This window comes from Acidobacteriota bacterium (genome assembly GCA_029861955.1).
GTDB lineage: Bacteria > Acidobacteriota > Polarisedimenticolia > Polarisedimenticolales > Polarisedimenticolaceae > JAOTYK01.
The window spans coordinates 1-23,766 of record JAOTYK010000006.1 but is presented as its reverse complement, the minus strand read 5'-3'; the positions used below and the strand labels follow the sequence as shown (position 1 = coordinate 23,766).

The following is a 23,766-nucleotide window of genomic DNA, read 5'->3' as shown; positions in this document are numbered from 1 at the left end:
GATGGAAACGCTGCAGCTTCAATCCACGCAGTTTCGCGCCGAGCGCGAGGACAGCTGGTACGAGCTGGAGTCACTCGTGGGACGGGCGGAGCGTCGCGGGCTTCGCAACCTGACCCGTGATGAGCTGGAGCGACTCCCGACCCTCTATCGAAGTGCCGTGAGTTCGCTGTCGGTGGCCCGCGCGATCAGTCTCGATCGCAACACACTCGATTACCTGGAAGACCTGGCCCGTCGTTCCTACGTGGTGATGTACACGGTTAAAACGCCGCTTTTGACCGCGGCGGTCAATTTTATCTGGTACGGATTTCCTCGCACAGTCCGTCGACGCTGGCGACAGCTCGCCCTCTCCACCGCCGTCCTGGTGGCCGCGATCTTCTGTGGTTACGTCCTGGTCTCGTCGGATCCGGAGGCCTACTACTCTATCGTTCCCGAAGAGTTCGCCTCGGCCCACGATCCTGGTGCCAGCACGGAATCCCTTCGTGACATTCTCTACCCGCCCCAGTTTCGCGAATCGGACGAGGAAGCTGAGACGGATGCGGAGGCCGGCAGCCTGCAGGTGTTCGCCTCAATACTCTTCACCCGTAATTTCAAGATTGGCCTACTCTGTATTGGCCTCGGGTTCGCGGCGGCGGCTCCGGTCTTCTATCTCCTGTTCTACAACGGGCTCCTGCTGGGTGCGATCGGTGCCATCTACTCATCCCACGGACTTGGCCCGGATTTCTGGGCCTGGGTTCTGCCCCACGGTGTCACGGAACTCGGCGCGGTCTGTCTGTGCGGGATGGCGGGCATGGTCCTGGGCCAGGCGGTCGTGTTCCCCGAGAAGGAGGGCCGACTCGAGACCCTGGCCGCACGTGGGCGAGAGCTCGCCTACGTGACAGTCGGCGCGTTGATCATGTTTCTCATCGCGGCGGTCATCGAGTCGTTCTTTCGGCAGTTGGTTCAGGACATCGTGATTCGTTGGACGCTTGCCGGAATAACTCTCGTGATGTGGGTCTGCTTTTTCTGTTTTGCGGGGAGAGGCCACAAAAGTGCAACTCGCGGCTGATCGCGTCATCGCCATCGAAACGCCTGATGGCGCGTCGATCGATTTTGAACTGCCGACCGTAAGCGAGCGGTTTGTCGCGTTTGTCATCGACCTGATCTTCGCCCACGCGGTCTGGCTCCTCATCGCCCTCGGCGCAGTATTGACGGGAGACGAGACGGTGTTTGCCGCCGGTCTCGTAACGGCGTTCATGATTCGGAACTTCTATTTCGCCGTCATGGAGTTGGCATTCTCCGGCCGGACGGCAGGGAAGATGATGCTGCGTCTTCGGGTCATCGCTCGCGATGGGGGGCCGCTCACGGCGCAGGCGGTCCTCGCGCGAAATCTGACGCGAGACCTCGAATGGCTACTACCGCTGGTGGTTCTGATGAATCCTTCCGTCATCGTCCCATCGGGTCCTCTGTGGGGAAGACTCCTTGGCGGTCTCTGGTTCGGATCGTTCATGTTGCTTCCGCTCTTCAACCGCCATCGCCTGCGAGTAGGCGATCTCATCGGCGGGACCCTGGTGATCAAACACGGTCGGCGAAGACTGGACGACGATCTGACAACGAACCAACGTGTAGACGCCCCGACCGTACCTCAGTACCGGTTCTCCCAGCGCCAACTCGAATACTACGGCGTCCTGGAGCTTCAGACATTGGAGAAGGTGCTTCGCCTGGAGGGCAGCGAGCACGATGCGGTTCTGAGTCGTATCGCCGAGAAGATCTCGAACAAGATCGGATGGGACTATCCGATCCCGAACCCGGAGTGGTTCTTGCGCGACTTCTATCGTGCCCAGCGTGCCCACCTGGAACAACGAATGTTGTTTGGGGATCGCAAGGAAACGAAGGCGGACTAGCCGACCGTCGCGGCGGTCGCCTCCTGCATACCCTGGGCCTTGTTCAGGCCTTCGTGCATGTACTCCTCGAGTGGCGAGCCCGCACACCGTTTCAGGAGATAGTCATAGACCCGTGCGGCGGCGTCGGGTTTCTGTCGCTCGTTGAGGATTCGGTCGGCGACACCCAGCATGCCTCTGACGGACCGCAATTCACCGGCATCTTCATCGATGACCGTGGAGTAGGCCTTCGCCGCACCCGCTAGATCACCGGTTCGATCGAGGGCGATCGCAATCGACACTCGCTCTTCGCGATTCAGCCCCAGCCGCTCGAAATGTGCCTTCATGACTGAAAAGATCTCTGCCGAGAGGTGGATGTGGCCGCGTTCGAAACAAAGCGGCAACGCCTCGACGGCCATGGCCAGTCCCGCATCGATATTGCCACCCTTGTATTGACAGATCGCCATCGCCTGAAGGACCTGGGGATGGGGTGCGTAGGTTTTTCGCAAGGACTCCAACTCGATGATCACACCCTGGGGGTCCGTCTGGAATCGTCGAAGCGCCCGATCCACGCGCTGCTTTGCATCGAGCAACGGTGGGAGCTTTCCTGTCGCTCCCGGAATGGGAGACGGGTCGGCGGATAGCGGGACCGGCACGGGTGCCGACGGCGTGGCCGACGCGGGTGCTGCTGTCTCCGGCATATCAATCGGAGGCGCGGGTGGCTCCCCGGGGTCGGGCTCACGGTCCATGAGCGGCGGCTCGGTGCCCAGCTCCCCGCAGGCGAAGAAACCCGAGAGCCGACCCAGCAGATTGACCATCAGGCCAAACAGAAATGCCCCGGCGATGGCCGTCGCCACGAACCCGAGCTTGACGTTGAGCATGAACGCGCCGGCGACCGGAAGTACGGCCAGCAAGAGAGCCACCCCGAGGGCTCCGCTATAAACCGAGTACAGAGAGAACAGGTCATTTCGTCGACCGGCGAGGTTGGCGTGCCAATGACTGGGTGAGAAGATGTCGCTAAACCCGTCGGCAGTGACGGAGACCACTAGAAACAGGGGGGGTGTTAGCGTCGAGAGCACCAGATAGATCCCGAACATCGCAAGAATCTTCGGGCCAGCCATCCCCATCGCCGCTGCGGCGACCTGCTCGCCCTTCAGACCGCCGAGGAACAACGGCACGGCCCACAGGGCCGTGAGCATGAGGTAGCGGAGTGCGACCTGGGTCACGTGCCCCCACGAACCGCCGGCACCGGAGAAGACGGTGCCGTTCCACTCGCCGTAGAGACCATTGACCGCGTAACGAGCGAGGAACAGAGCCACGAGTATCTGAGCAACCGGGTTCGCGATCGCCGGTGCCTGGGTCACCGCCGCGATGAAGACCACGATAGCAAGGGCGAACCCCATCGCCATGCCGCTGATCAGGCTCGAGAGCGAAAGCGATCGATAGAGTACCGTCCCGGCGACGCCGCCGAATTCCGTCCAATCCCTCTGTTGCATCGCGTCCCCCACGGGACCCTTCGACCCCGGGTACTTTTCCCCCACTGGGGTCTAAACTTGGGTTCCAGAGTTCGGTCCGTCCAGTCGAGGCGACCGACGGCGCAGAGAGTGGGGCAATGCAACTGAATCTCAGCCATTTTCGTATCGCAGGACTCATCTCGGGGATCATCGTCGCCGGCTTCTGAATGCTGGAGGTCGCGTCGATGGTCAACAAGGACGATCAGATCGTCGATCGCATCGTGCTGATGCAGTAGAGGCCGGTATACTCCCGGAGATTCAATCTGGGAGGCCTGAATGCGGTTCGTCCTGATCCTTGCAATGATCGCCACGTTTGGTGGGGCTGCGGTCGCCGCTCCCCCCGCGTCGTCGCCGAGCGAAGTCTCGCCCCTCGATGTCGGTGCGTCGGTCCCCGACGTTCAGGTCCGTGATCGCTCCGGCGAGTTCGTCGATTTCCGGGCGTTGATCGCCGGGCGACCCGCCGCAATCATCTTCTATCGAGGCGGCTGGTGACCGTACTGCACGAAGCAACTAGGTAAGTTGCAAGAGGTTCACGGCGAGCTGACGGAACTCGGTTTTCAGATCATCGGGATCAGTCCCGACCCGTCGGAGACGATCGCGTTGCTCGAGGACGAGAACGACTACGGCTATACCCTGTTGTCCGACAATGGGTTCGATGCGATCCTGGCCTTCGGTCTTGGCTACGAGGTCTCGGAAGAGATCAAGAAGAAGTACACGGGCTACGGTATTTCGTTTTACGCGCAGTCAGAGGGTGCCCCCGTCCTGCTTCCGGTGCCGGCGGTCTATCTGGTCGACACGAACGGCGAAATCGCCTTTCGGTTCTTCGACGCAAATTACAAGGTGAGGTTGGATGCAGCGGAGTTGCTCGCGGCGGCAAGGCTCATGTCACAAGCGGACTGATCGACGGATCGAGGCAACCCGGCGAGTCGCGATTGCCGTGATCCTGTTTCTTGTAGGGGCTTCGTGCCGGACACCGGATGAGGATCCGCTGCTTGCGTTCCCGACCGAACCGCAACCGGGACAGTTCCATGGGCTCAGCTATCCCGCTTCGACGGTCGAAGAGTTAGCGGCGCCGACACGACCGTTGTGGCTGATCGCCGTCGATGGTGCCAGCTGGGATCTCCTGGACCCTCTTCTCGAGAGTGGGCAACTCCCCCACCTGGCATCCCTGATCGATCGAGGTGCGCGAGGCACGCTCGTCTCGGAGGAACCGACGATCTCCCCCGCACTCTGGGCGACCATCGCGACCGGCACGCCTCGTTTCGTCCACGGAATCCTGAACTTCGTGGAGAAACGACCGGGGCAGTGGCGTGGCGAAACCGCAGGCCCACTCCATCGGATGACCCCCGCTATCTGGGAGCACGTCGGTGCCGCCGGCGGTCGGTCATCGGTGATCGGGTGGTTCGGTTCGTACCCCGCCGAACCGATCGCAGGTATCTATCTTTCCCGAGGATTCGAACCGGGTCGGATCGAACCGCTCCAGGTGCATCCACCGGCTCTCGTCGGTCGTTTCGACGAATGGGCGATGGATACGACGATTCCTGACACCTCCGAGTTCATCGCCCGCAGCATGCGAGAGGATGCAAGGAACGTCCTCGCCCTCCGCAGTCTTCCGGAAGCAGACAGCGCCGACCTGGTGGCGGTCTATCTATCCGTGATCGACGTGGCCCAGCATGTTGAATGGCGTTACATGGACCCCGGAAGCGACGTCTTCCCCGGCTCGTCAACAACCCAATCCGATCGTGCAGACAGAATTGCGACGGCCTATCGCTTCGTCGATGGGTTGATTGGCCAGTTGTTGGAGCGGATGCCCGATGAGGCGAATCTGCTGCTGGTCTCGGACCACGGGGCAGGGCCTCTACGCCTACAGGAGGCGTTTCATCTGCAGCTCGAGATCCTGCTGCAGGACGTCGGCCTGATGGATGCGGATGCCCCTGAAGAGGGTGACGCCTGGGCGCTGAGCGCTCCGTATCGTCATGACAAGAGAATCTGGGTGACCCGCGACGACACCCGAGCCGACGAGCTATCGGACCGACTCCGCTCGATGACCACCGACCTTGGTGAACCGATCTTCGAATCGATTATCGATCACAGCGCCCAATCCGGCTGGACGCCGGATGCGCCGGCGCTTACGGTTCGATTCTCTCCACAGGCGCTGGTGGCCCGGCAGGTCGCCGACGGAGACACGACCCATGACTTCTCACCCGTCCGCATGCGACACGAAGATGTGTCGGGCTCCCATCGTCTCGAGGGGATCGTCGTCGCCGCAGGCCCCGACATCGTCGCCGGCAAGATCCAACGCCCGCTGACCCTCTACAACATCGCACCGACGGCACTCTATCTTCTTGGGCTGCCGCAGGACCGCAGGATGTTGCGATGGGCACCCGCCGATGGCGGTGTGGCCGAAGCGCTCGTTCTTCCCCGGACGCTTGCCGGTCGCCCCCCGGTCATGGTCCCGACCTATCCGGGGACCGAGCGCTCATCGGATAAGGTCCAGGAGACGTGGAAAATCCTCGATGACAGCCCCAACAGGGAGCAAGATCTGGAGAGACTGCGAAGCCTGGGTTACATTCGATAGATGGATCGCACTCACCGAATCATCTTCGGCGTCGTCGTGATCGTCCTCGCTCTCTCGTCATCGGGGTGGTGCGACGGTGAGCAGGCGGACGCGTCCCTGGCTCGAGCGGTCGTCAGCACCCACACCGTACAGGACTCGCGACTCGACGAGGTCTCGGGGATCGTCGCCAGTCGTCGTCATCCCGGTTACTTCTGGACCCACAACGACAGCGGAGATCGGCCGCTGCTGTATGTCATCGACGTCCGCGGGGCCAACGTGGCGACGTTCGAACTTGACGGCGCGACAAACGTCGACTGGGAAGATATCGCCCTGGGTCCCGGACCGAAACCGAAACGGGACTACCTCTACGTCGCCGACATAGGCGACAATGCGGCCCATCGAAAGAATGTCGTCATTTACCGAATCGAAGAACCTGACCTGGAGTTCGTAAAGCCGGGCGACCACCTGGTGGAGCAAGAGGTTCAGAAGCTCTCGTATCGCTATGCCGACGGCGCACGAGACGCCGAGACACTCTTTGTCGATCCAGTGGATCGAAACATGGTCATCATCACAAAGCGCTCACCGGAGGTTCATGTCTACCAGACCTCGATCGACGGCGACTGGTCTGCGGATCGAGAGCTGGAGCGTCTTCGTCGGATCCCCTTCACCAACATTGTCGGGGGTGATCTCAGTTCGGACGGAACGGAGCTCCTGCTCAAGACCTATACCCACGTTCTATACTGGCGCAGGGAGTCCGGGAACAGCATTGAGCAGCTATTCGACGTCACCCCGCAGGAGCTTCCGTACCGGTTAGAGCCTCAGGGCGAAGCGATCGCGTGGTCCCATGACGCCACGCGGTACATCACGCTCAGCGAAGAGCGCGGCGGAATCGCGGCGGTGCTGTACCGCTACCCGATGGACGACGGTCTTCGCGGCAACTAGGTGCCGCCCTCCAGGATCTCTTCAGACGGATCCAACTCCAACCACAAACGTGCGCTGATCCGATTGACGAAGATCATCTCGAGCCAGTACGGAGCAAGAAGCAGCAAGCCCGCGATCGGGAGTTGCCAGAGCGCCAGTTGGATTCCCGTCGCGACGAACAGCAAGATCGTTAGAGCAACTAGAAGCGCGCCGGGGATCGTCGCGATCAGCATCGCCAACCCCAACGCCAGGGCGGTAAGGAGATTCTGACCAGAGGCCGCCATCCCTTTCGGCTTGAGATCGCCGACCCCGACCCAGGCGGGAAACAGCAACGTCGCCAGATTCTGCAGCGAGCAAATAAGAAACGTCGCGGAAGCCGCGACCGGCCATAACGACACCAACCCCAGAAGCATCCACACCAGCGTGCTGGTCTCGGTTCCACCCAGGGAATCCGGGCCGATCTTTATGTTGTGCTCGATCCCATGCATTCGCTCGGAGAGTTGTGCACCTACGACGCTGGCCACCCCGAGCAAGCCGGAAAACAGGGCGACCGCCGCGCCGACGATCGCCGGCGACGCAACCTCGGCCCAGACCAGCGATCGTGCGCCGATGGGCCAGGTTCTGAGCATCTCGATGTGGCCGAGTTCGCGACGAAGGTCATTTCGCCCGCCCATCGCGGAGATCAGGGGCATGAAGAAGAAACCCCAGAGCGCGAAGACGACCGCGATATTGTAGATCCAGGGCGGGGACCCGATCAGCGACGGAACGACCGCCCAGAAGACGAGCACCAGCACGGCGAGCGGGATCAGCCTTACGAAACGAAATCGGGAGATCTGCATCAGGTTCTTCCATGTGAGCGCACCTGCCGCGGGACCCCCGGGGCGTAACCGGTAGACAGCGGATTCCCGCGCGCCGCGTCCCGTCGTCCGCCTGCCGCGTGCCTTGTCGCGACGGGCCTGAGCCACCTCCGCCTGCCTGAGCGACGGTTCTTCGAAGGGCGCACGAGACCGAACGATTCCCTCGTGGAGGACAACCAGGATCAGAAGCGGGACGATCGCTGCAACGAACAACTCGCCCTAGCTTTCCGTCATCAGCGGGCCGGCAACCCAGAGGAACGGCTTGAGGAGGATCGTCAGCACAGCGTCTTGCCGGGCGGATTCGAGTACATCGAGGATGTCTTTCAGTCTGGCGTTCCCGCCGTCCATGACCGTCAGGAGTGTCTGTTGCACTTCCACGACGACCCGCCGCAGCCGGAGCACCAACACGATTCCGTACGTCGCCGCGACGGCCATCGTGATCCCGTAGCCGACTCGAACCGCGGAACCACGCAAGGATCGGAGACGAAGGAAGTGCATCGCACGAAAGCGACTGCTCCACTCGAAGATCGAGAAGATCAGCCAGATTGAAATCCAGCTGCGTGCGAATCCCCCGCCGGTACCGTCACTCGAGAGTAACGAGATGATCGTTGCCGTGAGAACGATCGGCACCTGTGCACGAAGCATGACAAGTTGGATCAGGTTCCGTCGTGTCACCGGGGCGGGCAACAGGATGTGAAGCTCTGCCTGATGGAACGGTAGACCCAGCTTTCCCAACGGCACCACCCACATGACCGTGAGCACGATCGCAAAGAGGATCGCGGCCCCGAAACGGATCAACGGAATGAATCGCTTGAATTCGTCCACGAACCCCATGAACGCCAGATCATCGACATTGGTGAGGATCGGCCGCACACCCACCAGCAGGACCCACACGACCAACACGAGCGATCCGACGGCGTACTTGGGCTGACGGATCTGGCGCAACCAACGCACTGCCCTGCCACGAAGGGACCGGCCGGCCAGGTAGAACAGGGTCCTCACTCGTCGGCATCCGTCTGAGTCGCCCGCAGGAAGACCTCTTCCAGGTCGGCAGACTCTCCCAACTCCGGCAGCAGTCGGGTTCGGATCTCGTCGAGCGAGCCCTCCGCCAGTTTCTTCCCTTGACGGAGAATCAGGATCCGATCACAGAGTTCCTCAACGAGTTGAAGCATATGAGAAGACAGGATGACCGAGACACCGGTCGACGCCGCCTCCCGGATTCGCTCCCGCATCCGTCGCATCGCCAGGGGATCGAGCCCCGTGAGCGGCTCATCGAGCACCAATAGCCGAGGCTCGTGCAAGAGCGCCATCGCGACCAGGAGCTTCTGTTTCATTCCACGGGAGAGTTCAGACGGATAGGCAAGACGTCGATCATCCAGATCGAATTCACCTAGGAGTTTTTCGGCGCGCTCGTGGGTTTCTCCCACGTTGTAGAGACGTCCGATGAGGGACAGATGATCGATGACGGTCAAATAGTCGAACAGTTTCGGTTCATCCGCGACGTACGCGAACTGTCGCTTGGCCTCGATCGGATGCTCCTGCAGATCGAAGCCGCCGATCGTGATCTTGCCGGTGGTCGGCGGGATGATCCCGGTCAGGCAGCGAAGCGTGGTCGTCTTGCCCGCACCGTTGGGACCGACGAGACCCACGATCTCCCCGGGAGCGATCGAGAAACTCAGGTCCGATACCGCGTGAAACTCACCGTACTTTTTCGATAGGCCGGATGCCTCGATCATGTCTCTCTCCTCTCCGCTCACTCCCCCTCTGTTTAGCAGCTTCCGGGGCGTGAGGGAATCGATACCGGTCGACAGACCGAGGATACCGTTGATCGGCTGTCGCAAGCCGCTGAGCGGTGAGCGCTCCGGCGGCATGGATTGAGCGTGGCAGGTCAGGGTACACTGGGCCGGCTTCGTCCAACGCGGCTCGCGTGATGCGTGTCCTGGCGACGAACCCGGTGATCACATCGAATGGGCTCCGACAGTTCCAACAATCAGGAGAGTCTGGGTCAAACCGTTCTCGACGATATTCGGAAGACCTCGATCAAGCGGCGGTTCTGGCAAGAGCTCACGGACCTCTACGATTTCTACCTCGACGAGGAGAAGCGTACCGAACTGGCCGATTACGGACGGATCCGCCGGGCGTTCATGGTGCTCGGCTGGCTGCTGAAGGGTCTGCTGTTCAAGCTGTCTCCGGCGCGACGTCTGGCGCTCCTCGCCGCGCTCCTGTTCACCGTGGCCGCACAGACCTCACTGACACTCTTCGAACGGAGGATCAGCGCCGACCTCCGCCCCGCCGGCTTCATCGTCCTTCTGGTCATCCTGATGCTGGAGTTGAAAGACAAGTTGTTGGCCAAGGATGAGATCCAGGTAGCGCGTGAAGTTCAGCTGGCGTTGCTACCCAACAGCCATCCCAAGATCCCGGGCTGGCAGATCTGGAGTTACTCGCGGCCGGCCAACGACGTCGGTGGCGATCTCGTCGACTATCTCGAACTGGGAGGGTTCCGCCACGGAGTCATTCTTGGAGACGTCGCCGGGAAGGGTCTTGGAGCCGCCCTACTGACCGCAAAGTTGCAGGCGACTCTGAGTGCACTGATCACGGACGCGGCATCGCTGGACGAACTTGGCGCACGACTCAACACGATCTTGGTCCGTGACGGGATCGACAATCGATTCGCCACGGCATTCTACGCCGAGATCGAACATGACTCCGACGACATCCGGTACCTCAATGCAGGCCACAACCCGGCGTACGTCATCCGCGAGGGCCGCCTGGAGACGCTCGGGGCTTCGGCTATGCCGTTGGGGATGATGCCGGGTACTCAGTACCGTGAGGAATCCGTGCGAATCTGCAAGGGCGAACTCCTCATCATCTACTCGGATGGACTGACCGAGGCCGAAGACGAGGACGGGCAGGACTTCGGGAATGACAAACTCGAGGCGATGCTGCCGGACCTGCGCGGCCTCACGGCGGAGCAGGCGGGCCGCAAGGTACTGCGCGCGGTCGATCGCTTTCTGGCGGATCAGCGGCCGGGAGACGACCTCTCGCTGGTCATTCTCGTCCGAACCTGACCTTAAAAACCCCGATCAACTTGAGAGACCTCCGCGGTTGGGGCAAGATTAAGGGGATTACTAAATACACGGGGCCTAAGCGAGAGACCATGAACACCACGCGAACGATTTGCAACGCCGGCGCAGCGCTTCTGATCGTGCTGGGTCTTTCTCTCTCGGTCCCTGCACGATCCGAAGAGTCCCCCACCGGGGTCGCGACGAAGAGTTGGCAGACCGTCGTTCAGAAGATGGGTGGAGCCGAGCCGGACTTTTCGTCGATCGAGGCCCGCGGGAACTTTGTGATGTCGTTCGGCGATCAGGTCACGTCAGTCCCGCAACAGTTCCTGTACCAACTCCCGGACCGGATCCGTTCGACGTCGTCGATAGGCGGCGGCGAACTCGTCGTGATCGTCAACGGCGACTCGGGCGTCACCAGGGTCGGCGACCGAAGTCTGCCCATGGTCGATGGCGCTGCTCGCGCACAGATCGATGAACTGCGGCGTTCTTTTTTTTCGTTGATTCACAATGCGGGCGACCCCTCGCTCTCCATCCAGAAGAACGCGACGCTGGATGGAAACGGTTGTTCGTGGCTTGAAGTCTCCCTGAAGCCGATCCAGTCGAGTCTGTGTGTGTCCGACAATGGCACGATCGTGCGACAGACTCACAAGGGCCGCCATCCGATTCAGCAGAGCCCGGGAACCCTCGCATTCGAGTACGGCGACTACCGCGACGTCGAGGGGCGCTGGATTCCTCATCGGTGGGAGGTATCCTTTGACGGATCGTCGGTCGGGCGAGTCGAGTTGGATTCGATCACGTTCAAACCGTCGTTCGACGACCAGACGTTTCGCGTCGCCGAGTGACGTCTGATCTCCGCTATTCGACGATTCTGCTGGATGTCGGAGAAACGCTCATCACCGCGGATCCCCCGTTCGGTGTCGTCTACTCACGGGTCCTGGCCGCTCACGGAGTCACCGCCGAGGCGGATCAATTGCGGCGTGTGATTCAGGAACTGTGGACGGCGATCCCACAGGACCTACCACCGGGCACCGATCGCTTTCGCGTCTTTGGCGGTGGTGAGGAAGAGTTCTGGAGACGATTCGTTCAGCAAGTGGTCACCCGTATTGCGGGTCGCCCCCTTGCCGATGAGAAGGCGAATCAGGCGTTGACCGAGATACGCGAGGCCTTTCTCGATCGTAGGGCCTGGTCGGTCTTCGATGACGTGATCCCGACGCTCGCCGCCCTCGATGAGCAGGGTGTGCGACTCGGGGTGGTATCCAACTGGGACTCGAATCTACCCCGCATCCTCGACGCGCTCGATCTTCACGACCCGTTCGAGACGGTCGTCGTCTCTCACCTGGAGGGAATCGAGAAACCGTCTCCGGAGCTGTTCATGGTTGCATTAGATCGACTCGGCGTTCGCCCGAATGAAGTGCTGCACATCGGCGACATGCCGGACCTGGATGCCGGCGGGGCCAGCGCCGCCGGAATCGACGCCATGGTCGTCAATCGACGCGGCCGGTTAGACGAGACGACACCGGGGGTTCTGCCCGATCTCTGGCGGCTTCCGCAGATCGCCAGATCGGGCGCGCCGATCTATGAGTCCCGCTGACCGACGCTAACTCACATCAGGCGTTCGCGTATTTCGCGCATCTTGGTCGGGAAGCTATCGTCCGTCGTGAGCAGGACCGAATCGATCACGCCGTCGCCCCGAACCACCAGAATCGTCGGTGTCGACGTCACGCTGTAGAGCGCCGCGACCTTCTGGTCGCTATCTACGAGCGTCGGAAACGAGAAACTGTTGGCCTCACAGTATTCCTTGGTCTTCGTTCGTACGGCGTCGTTCTTGACGAACGCTGCGCTGACGACATTGAATCCCGTCCCGTTGCCCTTGAACCACTCGCTGATCTGCGGCATCGTCTTCCTGCAGTGCGGACAGTCCACCGACCAGAAGATGAGGAGATTGACCTTCTCCTTCTGGATCATGCTGGACCAGCGTTGCTCGACACTTGTCGAGATCAGAGGTGCCTTGAAATCCGGCGCCGGCTGCCCCACCAACTCTTCAACCGCGGCGTAGTAGTCGAGGAACCCGTACGTGCCGAGCTTCCCGCTCTCTGCCAGACGTTGAACCGCCGCCTCGACGGTTAGCTTGTAGCCGATGACCTGCTTCAGCGAGGCGCCATTGGACAATCGAAGCATGCCCTTGCCGTCGATCAGTGTGAGATTCGGCACCGACTGAACCCGCAATTGCTGCCCGATGCGAAACTCGCTGTCATCGAGAACGGGAACCGTCACCCCGTGTTCCGTCGCCCGCGTCTGGACGACACTGGCTTCGAGCCCCGGCTTCGGAAGCGTCACGGCTATCAATGTGAGTTTGTCGGGCCCGCCCGCCGCGGCGACGAGGGACTGAACTTGCTTGAGCACTTCATCGGATCTCGCGTGCCCGGGAATCCAGTAATACAACGCGAGTGGGGTCTTGCCGATGTACGTCGCTAGATCGATCGTCGCCGGGCCGCCCGCTGCGGTGTTGAGATTCTTGTACGAGTAGGCCGGAAACACCGACTCCATGGTGGCGGGTTGTACCCGCGGAAGTTGGGGTTGCTGGGTCTTTTGCGCCTGCTCGGCCGGTTGAGCCTGTTGGGTGCGTTGCGTCTGCTGGGCCGGGGTCGCCGGCTCTCCGCCATCGACCGGCTGGGCGCACGCGGTCATACCGCCGAAAAATGTGCCGAACAATACGGCGATGAGCGACACGGATGGACGAAAGACCTTCATCTAATTCCTCGTTGGACGACCGCGAACCGCAATTCAATATTTCGCTATCAGTATAGGTTAGGGTCGGTCAACACGCCTGCCCACCCGGCCTCCGAGGAGCGGCTATCCGTCGGGTGGGGCGTCGAGATGATGCAGATCTTCCGGGCAATCCACGTCGTTGGCCCCTGCCGGCCAGACAACCCGGTGGAGCCGATCTCCTGCGCGTTCAAAGATCTGCCGAGCTCCGGTATCCCCTCTCAGACTCCTGAGGTCGTCCAACCACGACACGCCGAAAACCGCAGGCGTCCCGCAGGTCTCGGCGTACTCACACGCGGTGATGCGATCGGCGTGGTCGTCGTGCGTCGCCAGGAGACGCCCGAGAACCGAGGCATCCAACGCCGGCTGATCGCAAACAAGAAGCAGGACCGATCGGGTAGATCCGACCTGGGGTCCGAGCGCCGCCACGCCGGTCCGTATGCTGGATGCGATCCCCCGCTCCCACCGGGGATTGGAGACCGTCAGCACGTTCTGACCGGCGAGAACCTCGAGGACCTGCGACTCGCCAAACCCGGTCACCACCACGATCGGTCGGCAACCCACTTCGCGAGCGGCCGTCACGGCGCGCTGAACCAGCGGCGTTCCATGGTGGGTCAGAAGCGGCTTGATCTGACCGAGTCGCCTCCCCCCGCCGGCGGCGAGCAGGATCGCCGCCGTCATCGAACCTGGTGGAGCGATCGTCGTCGCTCGCGAAGGGATTCACCCAGTCGCCCCGACAGCACCGCGCGGGCCTCCGCGAGGATGGCTAACGCGATCTCCTCCGCCGTCTCCGACCCGATATCCAGACCCGCCGGTGCGTACCAGTTCGTCGGCGGATCGTCAGCTCGGAACACATCGTCGTCGATCAGTCGGTTACGCAGTTCTTTCGCACGCGCGATGGGTCCCAGAGTTGCCACGTAGGGGATGGCCGTCGGCAACAACTGCTTCAAGATCTCCAGGTCGTTGAGAAAATGATGGGTCATCAAGACGACCGCCGTCGCGCGATCAACCGGGAACATCGACGGGTCCAAGTTTGAGACCGGGACACACGAGACTCGATCCGCCGCCGGAAATCGATCGTCGGACGCGTACGCCGGACGTGCATCCTGAACCTGCACGACCCAGCCGCACTCCGCGGCCAGTCGGACGAGGGGCCGGGCATCGTCACCCGCGCCGAACACCACCAGGTTGGGTGCCAACTCGACATACTCCAGCAGGACGCCGACGCGCCCCGCGTCATCCTGGTAACGAATCGATCGGGTTCGACGCTCGTTCCAGACGTCATCGAGTGCGCTCTGAAGCGTCGGCGACGGCGACTTCGATAGAGCGATGGGTTCGTCGGACGAGACCAACAACTGGCGCAGGCCCACGGAGATCGGTCCCGCCGGTGGGGCATCAAACACCGTCGCGACGACCCCGCTGCGACGTGCCTCGCGGCATGCCGCGATGAAGTTCAGGTCCCCGGGCAGCTCGGCCTCGAGCGGCTCCAGGAGGATCTGCACTTCACCGGGGCAACCCGACCCCGATCCCCAGAGAATATCGTCGGGAGATCGAAGATCGTAGGTCAGCGTCTTCCGCTCCCCACTGCGAAGCACCTCTCTGGCCTGTTGATCCAGCTCGGCGTCAAGACAACCGCCGGTGATCGCCCCGATACGATCGCCACCCTCGAGCCACAACATCCGTGCCGACGGCCGGCGATACGCCGACCCTTCGACATGGACGATGGTCGCCAGCACACCCGTTCGGTTCGACTCGATAGCCGCCCGATACGCGTCGATGATCTTGCCGACGTCGGTCAAGTGGGACTCCCCGCTAGCGTCAGCGCATCCTCTCGAGATAGCGAAGTAGATCACCGTCGGTTCCGAGTAACAGCGTGGTGTTGCTGTCCAGTGTGTTCTCGAGAACCTCCATCGATTTCATGAACCGATAGAAATCCGGATCCCGGTTGTACGCCGCGGCATAGAGATCTGCGGCCTCGGCGTCCGCCTTGCCCTTGATAATCTGCGCATCGCGGTAGGCCTCGGACTGGATCTCCTTCAACACCTTGTCCTTCTCACCACTGATGCGAGCGGCTTCGCCCGCACCCTCGGCTCTGAACTTCTCGGCGATCCGATTCCTTTCGGAGATCATTCGAGCGTAGACCTCTTGACGGACCTCGTTGACGTAGTTCAGGCGCTTGAACCGGAAATCGAGGATCTCGATGCCGAGATCCCCCACGCGGGTCTGTGCGGTCGCGAGTACTTCCTCGGTCAACTTGCCGCGACCAAAGGTGATGGCCTCGATCACGCGATCGTTGCTTTCCACCAGATCGTCGTTGGCCTTGAACTCGCGGTTGGTGCTACGCACAACCTCGATCAGGTGGTATCGCGCAATCGTGTTACGCGTCTCACCGTCGAGGATATCGTCCAGACGCGACTGGGCACCACGTACGTCTCGCAGACGCTGGAAGAACTTCAACGGATCGGTGATTCTCCAACGCGCGTAGGTATCGACGTAGATGAATCGTTTGTCCTTGGTGGGAAGCTGATTGCGATCGCCGTCCCAGGCAAGGAATCTCTTCTCGAATCGATTCACCGTGTCGACGAAGGGGAATTTCAATTTCAGGCCCGGTGTCGTGATCGGCTCGCCGATCGGCTCACCGAATCTCGTGATGACGACCTGCTGCGTCTCGTCCACCACGTAGAGCGAACCGGTGGCCACGATGACCGCCGCGACGACGAGTATGAATATGAAGAGACCACCTAGTTTCTTCATGGCTTTGTCTCCCCGCCGAGGTTCAGGAGCGGTAGAAGCCCCTTCAGGTCGGCGTCGATGACCACCTTGGTCTTGATGGTCGGGTAGATGTCCTGCATCGCCTCCAGATAAATACGACGACGTGTGACATCCGGCGCTCGCTTGTATGCGCTAAGCAGCTCGTTGAACAGAGCTGCATCGCCCTTTGCACGGTTCACCCGATTCGTGGCATAGCCCTCGGCTTCCTGAAGCACCTGCTGCGCTTCGCCGCGGGCACGCGGGATGATCCGGTTGAATTCGGAACGGGCTTCGTTGATCAGTCGTTCCTTCTCCTGCTGCGCCTGGTTGACCTCGTTGAACGACGGCTTGACCTCGTCCGGCGGGGTGACGTCCTGTAGGACGATCTGGTCCACCTTGATCCCGGTTTCGTAGCTATCGCAAAGTTCCTGCAATCGAACTTCGACCTCGGAGGCGATCTCCTGGCGACCGACCGTCAGAACTTCGGTGACGCTGCGGTCGCCGATGACCGCACGCATGATGGCCTCGTTCATATCGCGGAAGGTGTGACTGACCCGATCGACCTTGAAGAGATACTTGAACGGGTCGTCGATGCGATACTGGGTGATCCAGCTGACCTCGGCCACGTTCAGATCGCCGGTGAGCATCAACGACTCTTCCGCAAACGATCGGGAGTCGAACTGACTACGCGTGTCCGCCCGTACGGTACGGAAACCGAACTCTTGCTTGAGTTGTCTCTGGACTGGGACCTTCTGCACCTTCTGAATCGGTGCGGGCCAGGTCACCCGGAATCCCGGTTCGATCGTCCGGCTGTAGCTTCCAAACGTCGTGACGACGCCGAGCTCTTCGGGTTGGATCGAATGTCCCATCGAGAACACCATGACCAGGACCACAATCCCCAGGGCGGCGGTCAGGATCCATCGTGGTGAAAACTGGGGTGGCTTGAAGTTGGGCGGCCGAGGAACCCCCCGAATATTCGGATCACTCATACATCTTCTCCTTGGTGGGAACGAGGCTCAGTCTAGCAGTCGTCTCAAGGTGGGAATGAATCCCCCCCGACGATGAGTACCCGAGAACCGGGGCTTTATTTCATGCTGGACTGGGACCTCTTTGGGGTTTATGATTTATATGGAGAATCGGAATTTTACATATATGAACTGTCGGTGTAAGAAACTCGGGTTCGCGGTCGCGCTGCTGATCGGTGCGACGGCGGGTTGCGCCGGTCGACAGGCCGCCTTCCAACCCTCCACCGTTGGCGAGACGCTCCCGGATCGGGCTGGGCTGTACCACGACGTTCTGGCGGGTCAGACGCTCTGGCGCATCGCCACGGCCTACGGGCTAACGGTCGACGCGCTGATCGCGGTCAACCACATCGACACCGAAATCCCGCTCGAGATCGGACAGCCCCTCTGGATTCCGGGCGCACACACGCTTCGAGTGATCCCGGACTACCCCGCCGACCCTCGCGGCTCATCGACCGGCGAACGCCGCGTCGTCGAATCGATCGACGGAAACGAATGGGCGTGGCCCGTCCCGGGCGGGCGACTGATATCCGAGTTTGGTGCTCCGCGTGGGGGCCGACGCCACATGGGGATCGATGTCCAGGCGGGTTACGGGGCGAAGATCGTTGCGTCGCTCGACGGCCGGGTCACCTACAGCGGCAGCGGCATGCGTGGCTACGGAAAGACCGTGATGCTTGATCATGGCCACGGCCTACAAACGCTCTACGCACACAACTCGGAACTGCTGGTCCGAGTAGGTCAGCGCGTGACCCGCGGGACGCCCATCGCCCGATTGGGACAATCCGGCAACGCTACGGGCCCGCACTGCCACTTCGAATTGCGACGAAACGATGCGCCGATCGATCCGCTCCTGCTACGAATTGCCGGAGGACCCGGACGATGAAATTCGAGATCCGATGCGAACATTGCAGCAAGGGATTCCTGGTGGACGAACAATCGCTGGGTCAGGGGTTCCCCTGCCCGGATTGTCATTCGCCGATCTCCACCACGGGCGTCGCCGCGACGTCAGGTCCGGAAGCGGCAGCGCCACTCGCCTCTGCCTCCGCCACAGCCACAGCCACGGCGACGGAGACGGAGACGGCAACCCTCGCTCCGCCGGCGGTGGGTCAGGTGGTTTGCCCCCGCTGCAGCCTCCACTTCGAACCGGGCAGCCAGGAGTCACCCCGCGGGGCCCCGGCGCGCCCGACCGTGCTCATCGTCGAGGACATGGCATATTTTCGTGAGATCGCCAGTGATGCGCTTAAGGACAACTACGAAGTTCGGACGGCCGAGACTCGACAGCAGGCCTACGACATCCTTCGCGGCGGCGGCATCGATCTGATGGTGCTCGACCTCACGCTCGATGGCGGTGAGTCCGGAATCGATCTCCTCCGCTCGTTCCCGGAGAAGCCCTGCAGCATCCTGATCTACACCGCCAAGGACGAGTCCGAGATGTATGGCGACTCGTGGGATGAACTCCATCGCCTCGGCGCCGATGACATCGTCATCAAGGGTATGAATGTCGGGGAATCGCTCGCACGAAAGGTCGACAGCCTGCTAGGCATCGAACCCGACGGCGAAGAGTAGGCGTCAGCCCTGAAATTTGTGAACCGGAGAGCGCATGGCGTGGGGTAGAGAATTGACGCCCTCCGGTCCACAAGTCGAAACCAGATCAGAAGCGGACCGAGACACCGACGCTCGCTGACGCGCCGCCCAACTCGATCTTGCCGAGCCCGGCGAAGTCGTCGTTCAGGGTGTCGTCGGACCAGGTGTATCGGCCCTCGCCGAGGATGTTGACTCGGGGAGAAATGGGAAACTCGAAGCCTGCCAGGACGTGGGTCTCGAATGCCGTTCCGCGATCGGCGAAGACGCCAAACACGATGGGCTGCGCCGGGTCATCGAAGTCGATGAAGTCACCGAATTCTTCGTATTCCCAGAAGTTGATCCCGGCACCGGCGCCGACGAAGAGCATGGGGCGCGTTTCAAACTGACCCCGCCCGCGATTGCTGAAACGACCGCCGGGGATGAACCGTACGTCTGCCGTCAGTGGCACGGTCGCCAGGCGAGTGTCATGGAAGATCGGAAAGCCCGCTCCATCGGTGAACGCCTGGTACTCCGAGAGGACCGTCGCGTCGAAGAAGTCGAGGTTGACACCGAATTCGAGGTGGTTACTCCAGCCGTACAGGTAGGTCACACCGAGATTGAAATCATCGAAATCGCCCGCGTTCAGCGTGAAGACATCTTCGTTGTCGTCCCAGAAGTCTCCACCACCGTCCGGCATGAACGCACCGACGCGAACCTGAAAACCGCGGTCGGGGCGTCCTGCGGAGATCGGATCTGCCAACGCGGTGGAGAGGCCCATCAAGGCCAGGGCGGTCACTGCCAGGATCGGGATAGTTCGTCTCATCGTTCTTCCTCTTCGGGCGCTCCATGCGCCGGCTAGCAAGTCGATGAACTCATATTGCAAGGGTCGGGCCAGCCGCAGAAGTGGCCTATTCTCGGGGAATTGGGCGCCCGTCGGTGGGGAGGTGTCGCCCGGCGGGGACAGTCAGTTCTCTCTGGGTATCAGTCGGATTCTTCCGGTGGCGCCGTGCGGCGCTCCTTCGGAATCACCGACGCGACATCGATGGCGGTCTCGACTCGACCGAACGGCGCGGCGATCTGCACGCCCTGTACGTGGGGGAGCAGCTGTTCCAGCATCTCCTGCGCGATCTGCGTCCCCTCGTAGCGGGCAGCCTCCCGCGTCTCGACGCCTCGCATGCGCTCAAGGATCCAAGCCGGGACGTTGACCCCCGGCACCTCGTTGTTCATGAACTCGGCATTTCGATAGGAGACGAGCGGCCAGATCCCGGCGATCACCGGGATGCGGACATGCTTGACCTGCTCGAGGAACGACAGGAGTGCTTCCGTATCGAACACCGGCTGAGTGATGCAGTACTCGGCACCGGCCTCGACTTTCCACTCGAAGCGAGCGATCTCGCGCTTCAAGTCCGGGTAGCAAGGATCGACTCCCACGCCCATGCAGAACGCGGTCGGCTCCCCGATCTTATTGCCACCCACGTCAAGCCCGTGGTTCAGACGGCTGACCATGTTCGTGAGGCCGATCGCGTCCACGTCAAAGACCGCCGTAGCGTCCGGATAATCACCGAGTTTGGGCGGATCGCCCGTGATCACCAGAAGATTGCGGAGTCCGAACGAATGGGCACCGAGGAGATCGGATTGCATCCCCAGGAGGTTGCGATCGCGGCAACAGTAGTGGATCAGAGACTCGATCCCGATCTCGTTTTCAAGTCGAACGGCCATCGCCATCGGACTCATGCGAGCAGAGGCCCGGGGGCCATCCGGAATGTTGATCACATCGACTCCGGTCTGATGGAGGCGAGCGGCACCCCGCAAGTTGCGGGTCAGGTCGTGTCCTTTCGGCGGCAGCATCTCGACGCTGACGACCGTCGTCCCGGCGGCGATCGCTTTCGCGAACCGTGATCGCTGGGTGAACGGAACCGGCTCAACCGCGTCGTCGTGGGATTCCGTCTCTTCGACCGTCACGGTCGAACGACGACGGGCGGGTTCCTCGGCTCGCACCGCACGTCGGATCGCTTTCAGATGTTCCGGCGTGGTTCCACAGCACCCGCCGACGATCCGTGCGCCGGCGCGGATCATCCGTCGCGCGAACGTGGCCATGTACTCCGGGCTGCAAAGATAGAAGTTCCGATCTTCGACGACACGGGGCTTGCCGGCATTGGGTTGCGCGATGACCGGCTTGTCGACCAGATCGATTAGATTCTCGACAGCCTTTAGCATCGCCGCCGGCCCTACGGAACAATTCACGCCAATCGCATCGACATCGAGCCCGTTGAGTCGCGGGCCGAATACCGCCGGTGGCGCACCCTCAAGACTGGTCCCGTCGTCATCAATCGTGAGCTGGGCCACGATCGGTAGATCGCTGAGGCCGCGTATCGCTCGAATCGCCGCCTCGATCTCCGTGAGGTCCGAGAACGTTTCCACGGAAAACAGATCGACCCCTCCGGCCAGCAGTGCGGCGACCTGTTCCCGGAAGAACTCACTCGCCTCGTCGGTCGATGTAGGCCCCCAGGGCTCGATCCGAACACCCAGCGGACCCATCGCTCCGGCCACGAGGATCTTCTCGCCGGCGGCCTCCCGTGCCAGCCTGGCACCGGCCTCGTTGATCTCGGCGACACGGTCCCCGAATCCGTGCTGATCCAGTTTCGGGCGGGTCGCGCCGAAGGTATTGGTCTCGATGACATCGACGCCGGCGTTGACGTAGCTTCGATGGACATCGAGAACCGACGACGGCGACGAGACACACAACTCGTCGAAGCACCGATTGATGAAAACACCCTGGCTGTAGAGCACGGTCCCCATCGCGCCATCGAAGACGACGATACGATCGGCCAACCAGCGACGGAAATCTCGGGACATGAAGGACTTATAAGGCGATTGGAGCGGCGGGTCAAACCCCATGACACGGAAAGAGCCGGGCCCTTCAGGACCCGGCTCTCGAATGAACTCTCTAGCTGTGGACTCGGGTCTCTATTCGAGAACTCGAACCACGACGCGACGATTCTGTGCTCGACCTGCGGACGTCGAGTTATCCGCGACCGGCTGGGACTCGCCCATCGAGATCGTGTTCATCGCATGAAGCGGAATATTACCGTGGCTGGCGAGGTAGTTGCGAACGGCCATGGCCCGCTTCTCGCCGAGGCTCACGTTCCACGCCTCGTCACCTGTCGCGTCGGTATGACCCTCGATCTCGATGTAGACGGCCTTGCCGTAATCCTTGATGTTCGACGCGAGGTCATCGAGCACCGCGGCGGCCTCGCTGGGGATCGAAGCTTCGCCAAACGTGAAACGGACACTGTCATCCGTCAACGTCACGCTCCAGAGCAAGCGACCGCGTTCCGCACGCTCGGCAACTTCGTACGCCGTATCGGCACGACCCATCGCCTGCTCACCGGCCTGACGAGCCTTCGCGGTCTCGCCCTCGAGGTCGCTGATCTTCTGATCAGTCTCCGTCTTCAGGTCGCCAATCCGTCGTTGGTTGGCCTCGACGCTGCTCTCGACAGTGCCGACGCGGGTGTCGTTCTCTTCGACGTTCTTTCTGAATAGTTTTTTCGTCACGCAGCCCTGCCCCGCCAGCACTGCAGCGGCAAGGACGGCGATCAGGACGGTATGTCGACGCATCATGGGACTCCTCATCCGTGTAGGGAACTTGACCTTTAGGACGCAGCACCGGGCACCGGCGTCTGGGGCAACTCTAACGGCCACCGCCGTTTGTTGCAAACCCCTGCGGGTGAGGGCCTAGGGCTGGGCGTAGTAGCCGGTGCGGGTGTGGACGATTCGCTGTTTTCCGGCCGATAGTTTGATCTTGCGGAAGGAGCCGTCCCAGAGCTGCCGGGTGGGGCGATAGCTCACGACATACTGGGTCCGCAGCTCCGACTGGATTCTCAGAACTGCCTCTTTCAGGTCACTTGGATCATGAACGACGAAGAGATTTCCCCCGGTTTCCTCGGAGAATCGGGAGATAGCCTGCAGGCTCTTCGGGACGTAACCACGAGGCAGGACTCCGGAGGAGATCGAGGAGAAGCCGATCGTGTAGATCGGCACCGGGACCCGTCGAGCCAGCGCCACCGCGCTGAACTTGTCGAGTTTGCTGGAATTATCGTTTCCGTCGGTGATCAGGACGATCGCCTTCCGCCCCTCGACGGAGCCATCGACGAGGCCGGGAGTGGCGGCGATCGCGTCGAAGAGAGCGGTCTGTCCGTACCCCTCCTGAACCCCGAGTCGGCGATCGAAGTTATCGATGTCGCCCGTAAACTCGGTAATCCACGTGACCTGGCGATCGGCAAACCCGATCAACCCGAATCGATCGTCGGACTGCAGCGAATGGACGAATACCTGGATCGCGTGTTTGGCCTCTTCGAGCTTCTCCTCCTGGGCCATGCTGCCCGACAGGTCCAAGAGAAACGCCAGGGAGATCGGGACATCCTCCTCCGTGAACAGGTGCTCGATCTGCTGTGGGACACGGTCCTCGGAAAGCGCGAAGTCCTGGAGGCCGAGCCCTTCGACGACCCGACCCTTTTTGTTGGTCACGACGACCGGTAGAAGCACCAGGCGAACGTTGTCGGTCTCGGTGTGATGGAGTGCCAGCAACTCGTCGATCCGCTCATCGGAGATCGCCGTATGACTCGCGATCCCCCGTGGGCGACTCTCGGGGGAGACGGACTTCTCCGCCGGCGGATCGGTCGCCATGGCCCCCGAAATCGTCGTGAGTAAGATCAGGGCCAAAAATCGGGCAATCATTGCGAACTCCGTGAAAAGGGGCCGGGGCCCGATCGAGCGGCCGATCGACGTCCCTCCCCCCATCAATATATGCCGACCGTCCCGGATGGCACGTGGCGAGCACCGAATCGGTCATCCTGCATCGATGCAGCAGAATCGGCCTCACCCCCCCCCTCAA

23 protein-coding genes and 1 pseudogene are annotated in these 23,766 nt (G+C 61.6%); 11 read left to right on the top strand and 13 right to left on the bottom strand.

What is annotated here, in order from left to right; all coding sequences use genetic code 11:
- The first annotated feature begins 1 nt into the window (after position 1).
- Complete coding sequence (locus OES25_03955) at positions 2-1,045, top strand: stage II sporulation protein M (GenBank protein MDH3626791.1); 1,044 nt, start codon at positions 2-4, stop codon at positions 1,043-1,045.
- The gene (locus OES25_03950; GenBank protein MDH3626790.1) at positions 1,029-1,880 is read left to right on the top strand and encodes an RDD family protein; all 852 of its coding nucleotides are present in this window, start codon (positions 1,029-1,031) and stop codon (positions 1,878-1,880) included. Before OES25_03955 ends, OES25_03950 begins: the two co-directional genes overlap by 17 nt.
- Here OES25_03950 and OES25_03945 read toward each other — a convergent pair.
- Positions 1,877-3,352, bottom strand: coding sequence for a hypothetical protein (locus tag OES25_03945; GenBank protein MDH3626789.1), 1,476 nt, complete (start codon positions 3,350-3,352; stop codon positions 1,877-1,879). The two genes, OES25_03950 and OES25_03945, sit on opposite strands and share 4 nt — an antisense overlap.
- 294 nt (positions 3,353-3,646) lie before the next feature.
- Between OES25_03945 and OES25_03940 the strand changes: the two genes are divergently transcribed.
- The 4 genes and pseudogenes from OES25_03940 to OES25_03925 all read left to right on the top strand — a co-directional run bounded on the left by OES25_03940 (position 3,647) and on the right by OES25_03925 (position 6,869).
- Positions 3,647-3,862: a hypothetical protein gene (locus tag OES25_03940; protein MDH3626788.1), complete on the top strand. Its 216-nt coding sequence runs from the start codon at positions 3,647-3,649 to the stop codon at positions 3,860-3,862.
- A 15-nt stretch (positions 3,863-3,877) separates the two neighbouring features.
- A pseudogene (locus tag OES25_03935) lies at positions 3,878-4,270 on the top strand (redoxin domain-containing protein).
- A gap of 37 nt (positions 4,271-4,307) precedes the next feature.
- A complete protein-coding gene (locus OES25_03930; protein MDH3626787.1) occupies positions 4,308-5,948 on the top strand; it encodes an alkaline phosphatase family protein in 1,641 nt (546 codons plus the stop codon).
- Entirely contained in the window at positions 5,949-6,869 is a 921-nt protein-coding gene (locus OES25_03925) for a hypothetical protein (protein ID MDH3626786.1), read from the top strand.
- Here OES25_03925 and OES25_03920 read toward each other — a convergent pair.
- Genes OES25_03920 through OES25_03910 form a run of 3 tightly spaced genes read right to left on the bottom strand, consistent with a single transcriptional unit; the run spans position 6,866 to position 9,441 of the window.
- Positions 6,866-7,918 carry a hypothetical protein gene (locus OES25_03920; GenBank protein MDH3626785.1) on the bottom strand — a complete coding sequence of 351 codons (1,053 nt, stop codon included), beginning with the start codon at positions 7,916-7,918 and terminating at the stop codon, positions 6,866-6,868. The two genes, OES25_03925 and OES25_03920, sit on opposite strands and share 4 nt — an antisense overlap.
- A 6-nt stretch (positions 7,919-7,924) precedes the next feature.
- Positions 7,925-8,707 (bottom strand): hypothetical protein, encoded by a 783-nt coding sequence (locus OES25_03915; GenBank protein MDH3626784.1) that lies wholly within the window; start codon positions 8,705-8,707, stop codon positions 7,925-7,927.
- Positions 8,704-9,441 (bottom strand): ABC transporter ATP-binding protein, encoded by a 738-nt coding sequence (locus OES25_03910; protein ID MDH3626783.1) that lies wholly within the window; start codon positions 9,439-9,441, stop codon positions 8,704-8,706. The genes OES25_03915 and OES25_03910 overlap by 4 nt, the downstream gene beginning before the upstream one ends.
- Before the next feature lie 231 nt (positions 9,442-9,672).
- On the opposite strand from OES25_03910, the gene OES25_03905 reads away from it, so the two are divergent.
- The 3 genes from OES25_03905 (at position 9,673) to OES25_03895 (ending at position 12,361) form a co-directional block, all read left to right on the top strand.
- Positions 9,673-10,773: a PP2C family protein-serine/threonine phosphatase gene (locus OES25_03905; protein MDH3626782.1), complete on the top strand. Its 1,101-nt coding sequence runs from the start codon at positions 9,673-9,675 to the stop codon at positions 10,771-10,773.
- A gap of 89 nt (positions 10,774-10,862) precedes the next feature.
- Positions 10,863-11,612: a hypothetical protein gene (locus OES25_03900; protein ID MDH3626781.1), complete on the top strand. Its 750-nt coding sequence runs from the start codon at positions 10,863-10,865 to the stop codon at positions 11,610-11,612.
- Positions 11,609-12,361, top strand: coding sequence for an HAD-IA family hydrolase (locus tag OES25_03895; protein ID MDH3626780.1), 753 nt, complete (start codon positions 11,609-11,611; stop codon positions 12,359-12,361). Before OES25_03900 ends, OES25_03895 begins: the two co-directional genes overlap by 4 nt.
- An 11-nt stretch (positions 12,362-12,372) precedes the next feature.
- Here the strand turns inward: OES25_03895 and OES25_03890 are convergent, their stop codons facing one another.
- The 5 genes from OES25_03890 to hflK all read right to left on the bottom strand — a co-directional run bounded on the left by OES25_03890 (position 12,373) and on the right by hflK (position 17,276).
- Positions 12,373-13,521: a TlpA family protein disulfide reductase gene (locus OES25_03890; GenBank protein ID MDH3626779.1), complete on the bottom strand. Its 1,149-nt coding sequence runs from the start codon at positions 13,519-13,521 to the stop codon at positions 12,373-12,375.
- A 102-nt stretch (positions 13,522-13,623) separates the two neighbouring features.
- A complete protein-coding gene (locus tag OES25_03885) occupies positions 13,624-14,217 on the bottom strand; it encodes a nucleotidyltransferase family protein (protein MDH3626778.1) in 594 nt (197 codons plus the stop codon).
- Entirely contained in the window at positions 14,214-15,335 is a 1,122-nt protein-coding gene (locus OES25_03880) for an XdhC family protein (protein MDH3626777.1), read from the bottom strand. The genes OES25_03885 and OES25_03880 overlap by 4 nt, the downstream gene beginning before the upstream one ends.
- 19 nt (positions 15,336-15,354) lie before the next feature.
- A complete protein-coding gene (gene hflC / locus OES25_03875; GenBank protein ID MDH3626776.1) occupies positions 15,355-16,290 on the bottom strand; it encodes a protease modulator HflC in 936 nt (311 codons plus the stop codon).
- Positions 16,287-17,276, bottom strand: coding sequence for an FtsH protease activity modulator HflK (hflK, locus tag OES25_03870; GenBank protein MDH3626775.1), 990 nt, complete (start codon positions 17,274-17,276; stop codon positions 16,287-16,289). The genes hflC and hflK overlap by 4 nt, the downstream gene beginning before the upstream one ends.
- A gap of 163 nt (positions 17,277-17,439) precedes the next feature.
- Between hflK and OES25_03865 the strand changes: the two genes are divergently transcribed.
- Both OES25_03865 and OES25_03860 read left to right on the top strand, forming a co-directional pair.
- Positions 17,440-18,192, top strand: coding sequence for a LysM peptidoglycan-binding domain-containing M23 family metallopeptidase (locus OES25_03865; protein MDH3626774.1), 753 nt, complete (start codon positions 17,440-17,442; stop codon positions 18,190-18,192).
- Positions 18,189-18,875 (top strand): response regulator, encoded by a 687-nt coding sequence (locus OES25_03860; protein ID MDH3626773.1) that lies wholly within the window; start codon positions 18,189-18,191, stop codon positions 18,873-18,875. Before OES25_03865 ends, OES25_03860 begins: the two co-directional genes overlap by 4 nt.
- An 85-nt stretch (positions 18,876-18,960) precedes the next feature.
- Here the strand turns inward: OES25_03860 and OES25_03855 are convergent, their stop codons facing one another.
- From OES25_03855 to OES25_03840, 4 genes are all read right to left on the bottom strand, one after another.
- On the bottom strand, positions 18,961-19,695 hold the full coding sequence (locus OES25_03855) for a porin family protein (protein ID MDH3626772.1): 735 nt from the start codon (positions 19,693-19,695) through the stop codon (positions 18,961-18,963).
- 158 nt (positions 19,696-19,853) lie between these two features.
- Positions 19,854-21,728, bottom strand: a complete 1,875-nt coding sequence (locus tag OES25_03850; protein ID MDH3626771.1) for a bifunctional homocysteine S-methyltransferase/methylenetetrahydrofolate reductase — start codon at positions 21,726-21,728, stop codon at positions 19,854-19,856.
- Between the two features lie 111 nt (positions 21,729-21,839).
- Complete coding sequence (locus OES25_03845) at positions 21,840-22,493, bottom strand: OmpA family protein (GenBank protein ID MDH3626770.1); 654 nt, start codon at positions 22,491-22,493, stop codon at positions 21,840-21,842.
- Between the two features lie 114 nt (positions 22,494-22,607).
- Positions 22,608-23,609 (bottom strand): VWA domain-containing protein, encoded by a 1,002-nt coding sequence (locus OES25_03840; GenBank protein ID MDH3626769.1) that lies wholly within the window; start codon positions 23,607-23,609, stop codon positions 22,608-22,610.
- Between the last annotated feature and the right edge of the window lie 157 nt (positions 23,610-23,766).

Excerpts from the sequence above, each read along its gene's own strand:
- OES25_03885 (MDH3626778.1), bottom strand. The coding sequence starts at position 14,217 with ATGACGGCGGCGATCCTGCTCGCCGCCGGCGGGGGGAGGCGACTCGGT.
- hflK (MDH3626775.1), bottom strand. The coding sequence starts at position 17,276 with ATGAGTGATCCGAATATTCGGGGGGTTCCTCGGCCGCCCAACTTCAAG.
- hflC (MDH3626776.1), bottom strand. The coding sequence starts at position 16,290 with ATGAAGAAACTAGGTGGTCTCTTCATATTCATACTCGTCGTCGCGGCG.
- OES25_03865 (MDH3626774.1), top strand. The coding sequence starts at position 17,440 with ATGAACTGTCGGTGTAAGAAACTCGGGTTCGCGGTCGCGCTGCTGATC.
- OES25_03855 (MDH3626772.1), bottom strand. The coding sequence starts at position 19,695 with ATGAGACGAACTATCCCGATCCTGGCAGTGACCGCCCTGGCCTTGATG.
- OES25_03860 (MDH3626773.1), top strand. The coding sequence starts at position 18,189 with ATGAAATTCGAGATCCGATGCGAACATTGCAGCAAGGGATTCCTGGTG.
- OES25_03850 (MDH3626771.1), bottom strand. The coding sequence starts at position 21,728 with ATGTCCCGAGATTTCCGTCGCTGGTTGGCCGATCGTATCGTCGTCTTC.
- OES25_03890 (MDH3626779.1), bottom strand. The coding sequence starts at position 13,521 with ATGAAGGTCTTTCGTCCATCCGTGTCGCTCATCGCCGTATTGTTCGGC.
- OES25_03940 (MDH3626788.1), top strand. The coding sequence starts at position 3,647 with ATGCGGTTCGTCCTGATCCTTGCAATGATCGCCACGTTTGGTGGGGCT.
- OES25_03900 (MDH3626781.1), top strand. The coding sequence starts at position 10,863 with ATGAACACCACGCGAACGATTTGCAACGCCGGCGCAGCGCTTCTGATC.
- OES25_03910 (MDH3626783.1), bottom strand. The coding sequence starts at position 9,441 with ATGATCGAGGCATCCGGCCTATCGAAAAAGTACGGTGAGTTTCACGCG.
- OES25_03840 (MDH3626769.1), bottom strand. The coding sequence starts at position 23,609 with ATGATTGCCCGATTTTTGGCCCTGATCTTACTCACGACGATTTCGGGG.
- OES25_03955 (MDH3626791.1), top strand. The coding sequence starts at position 2 with ATGGAAACGCTGCAGCTTCAATCCACGCAGTTTCGCGCCGAGCGCGAG.
- OES25_03925 (MDH3626786.1), top strand. The coding sequence starts at position 5,949 with ATGGATCGCACTCACCGAATCATCTTCGGCGTCGTCGTGATCGTCCTC.
- OES25_03945 (MDH3626789.1), bottom strand. The coding sequence starts at position 3,352 with ATGCAACAGAGGGATTGGACGGAATTCGGCGGCGTCGCCGGGACGGTA.
- OES25_03905 (MDH3626782.1), top strand. The coding sequence starts at position 9,673 with ATGGGCTCCGACAGTTCCAACAATCAGGAGAGTCTGGGTCAAACCGTT.
- OES25_03845 (MDH3626770.1), bottom strand. The coding sequence starts at position 22,493 with ATGATGCGTCGACATACCGTCCTGATCGCCGTCCTTGCCGCTGCAGTG.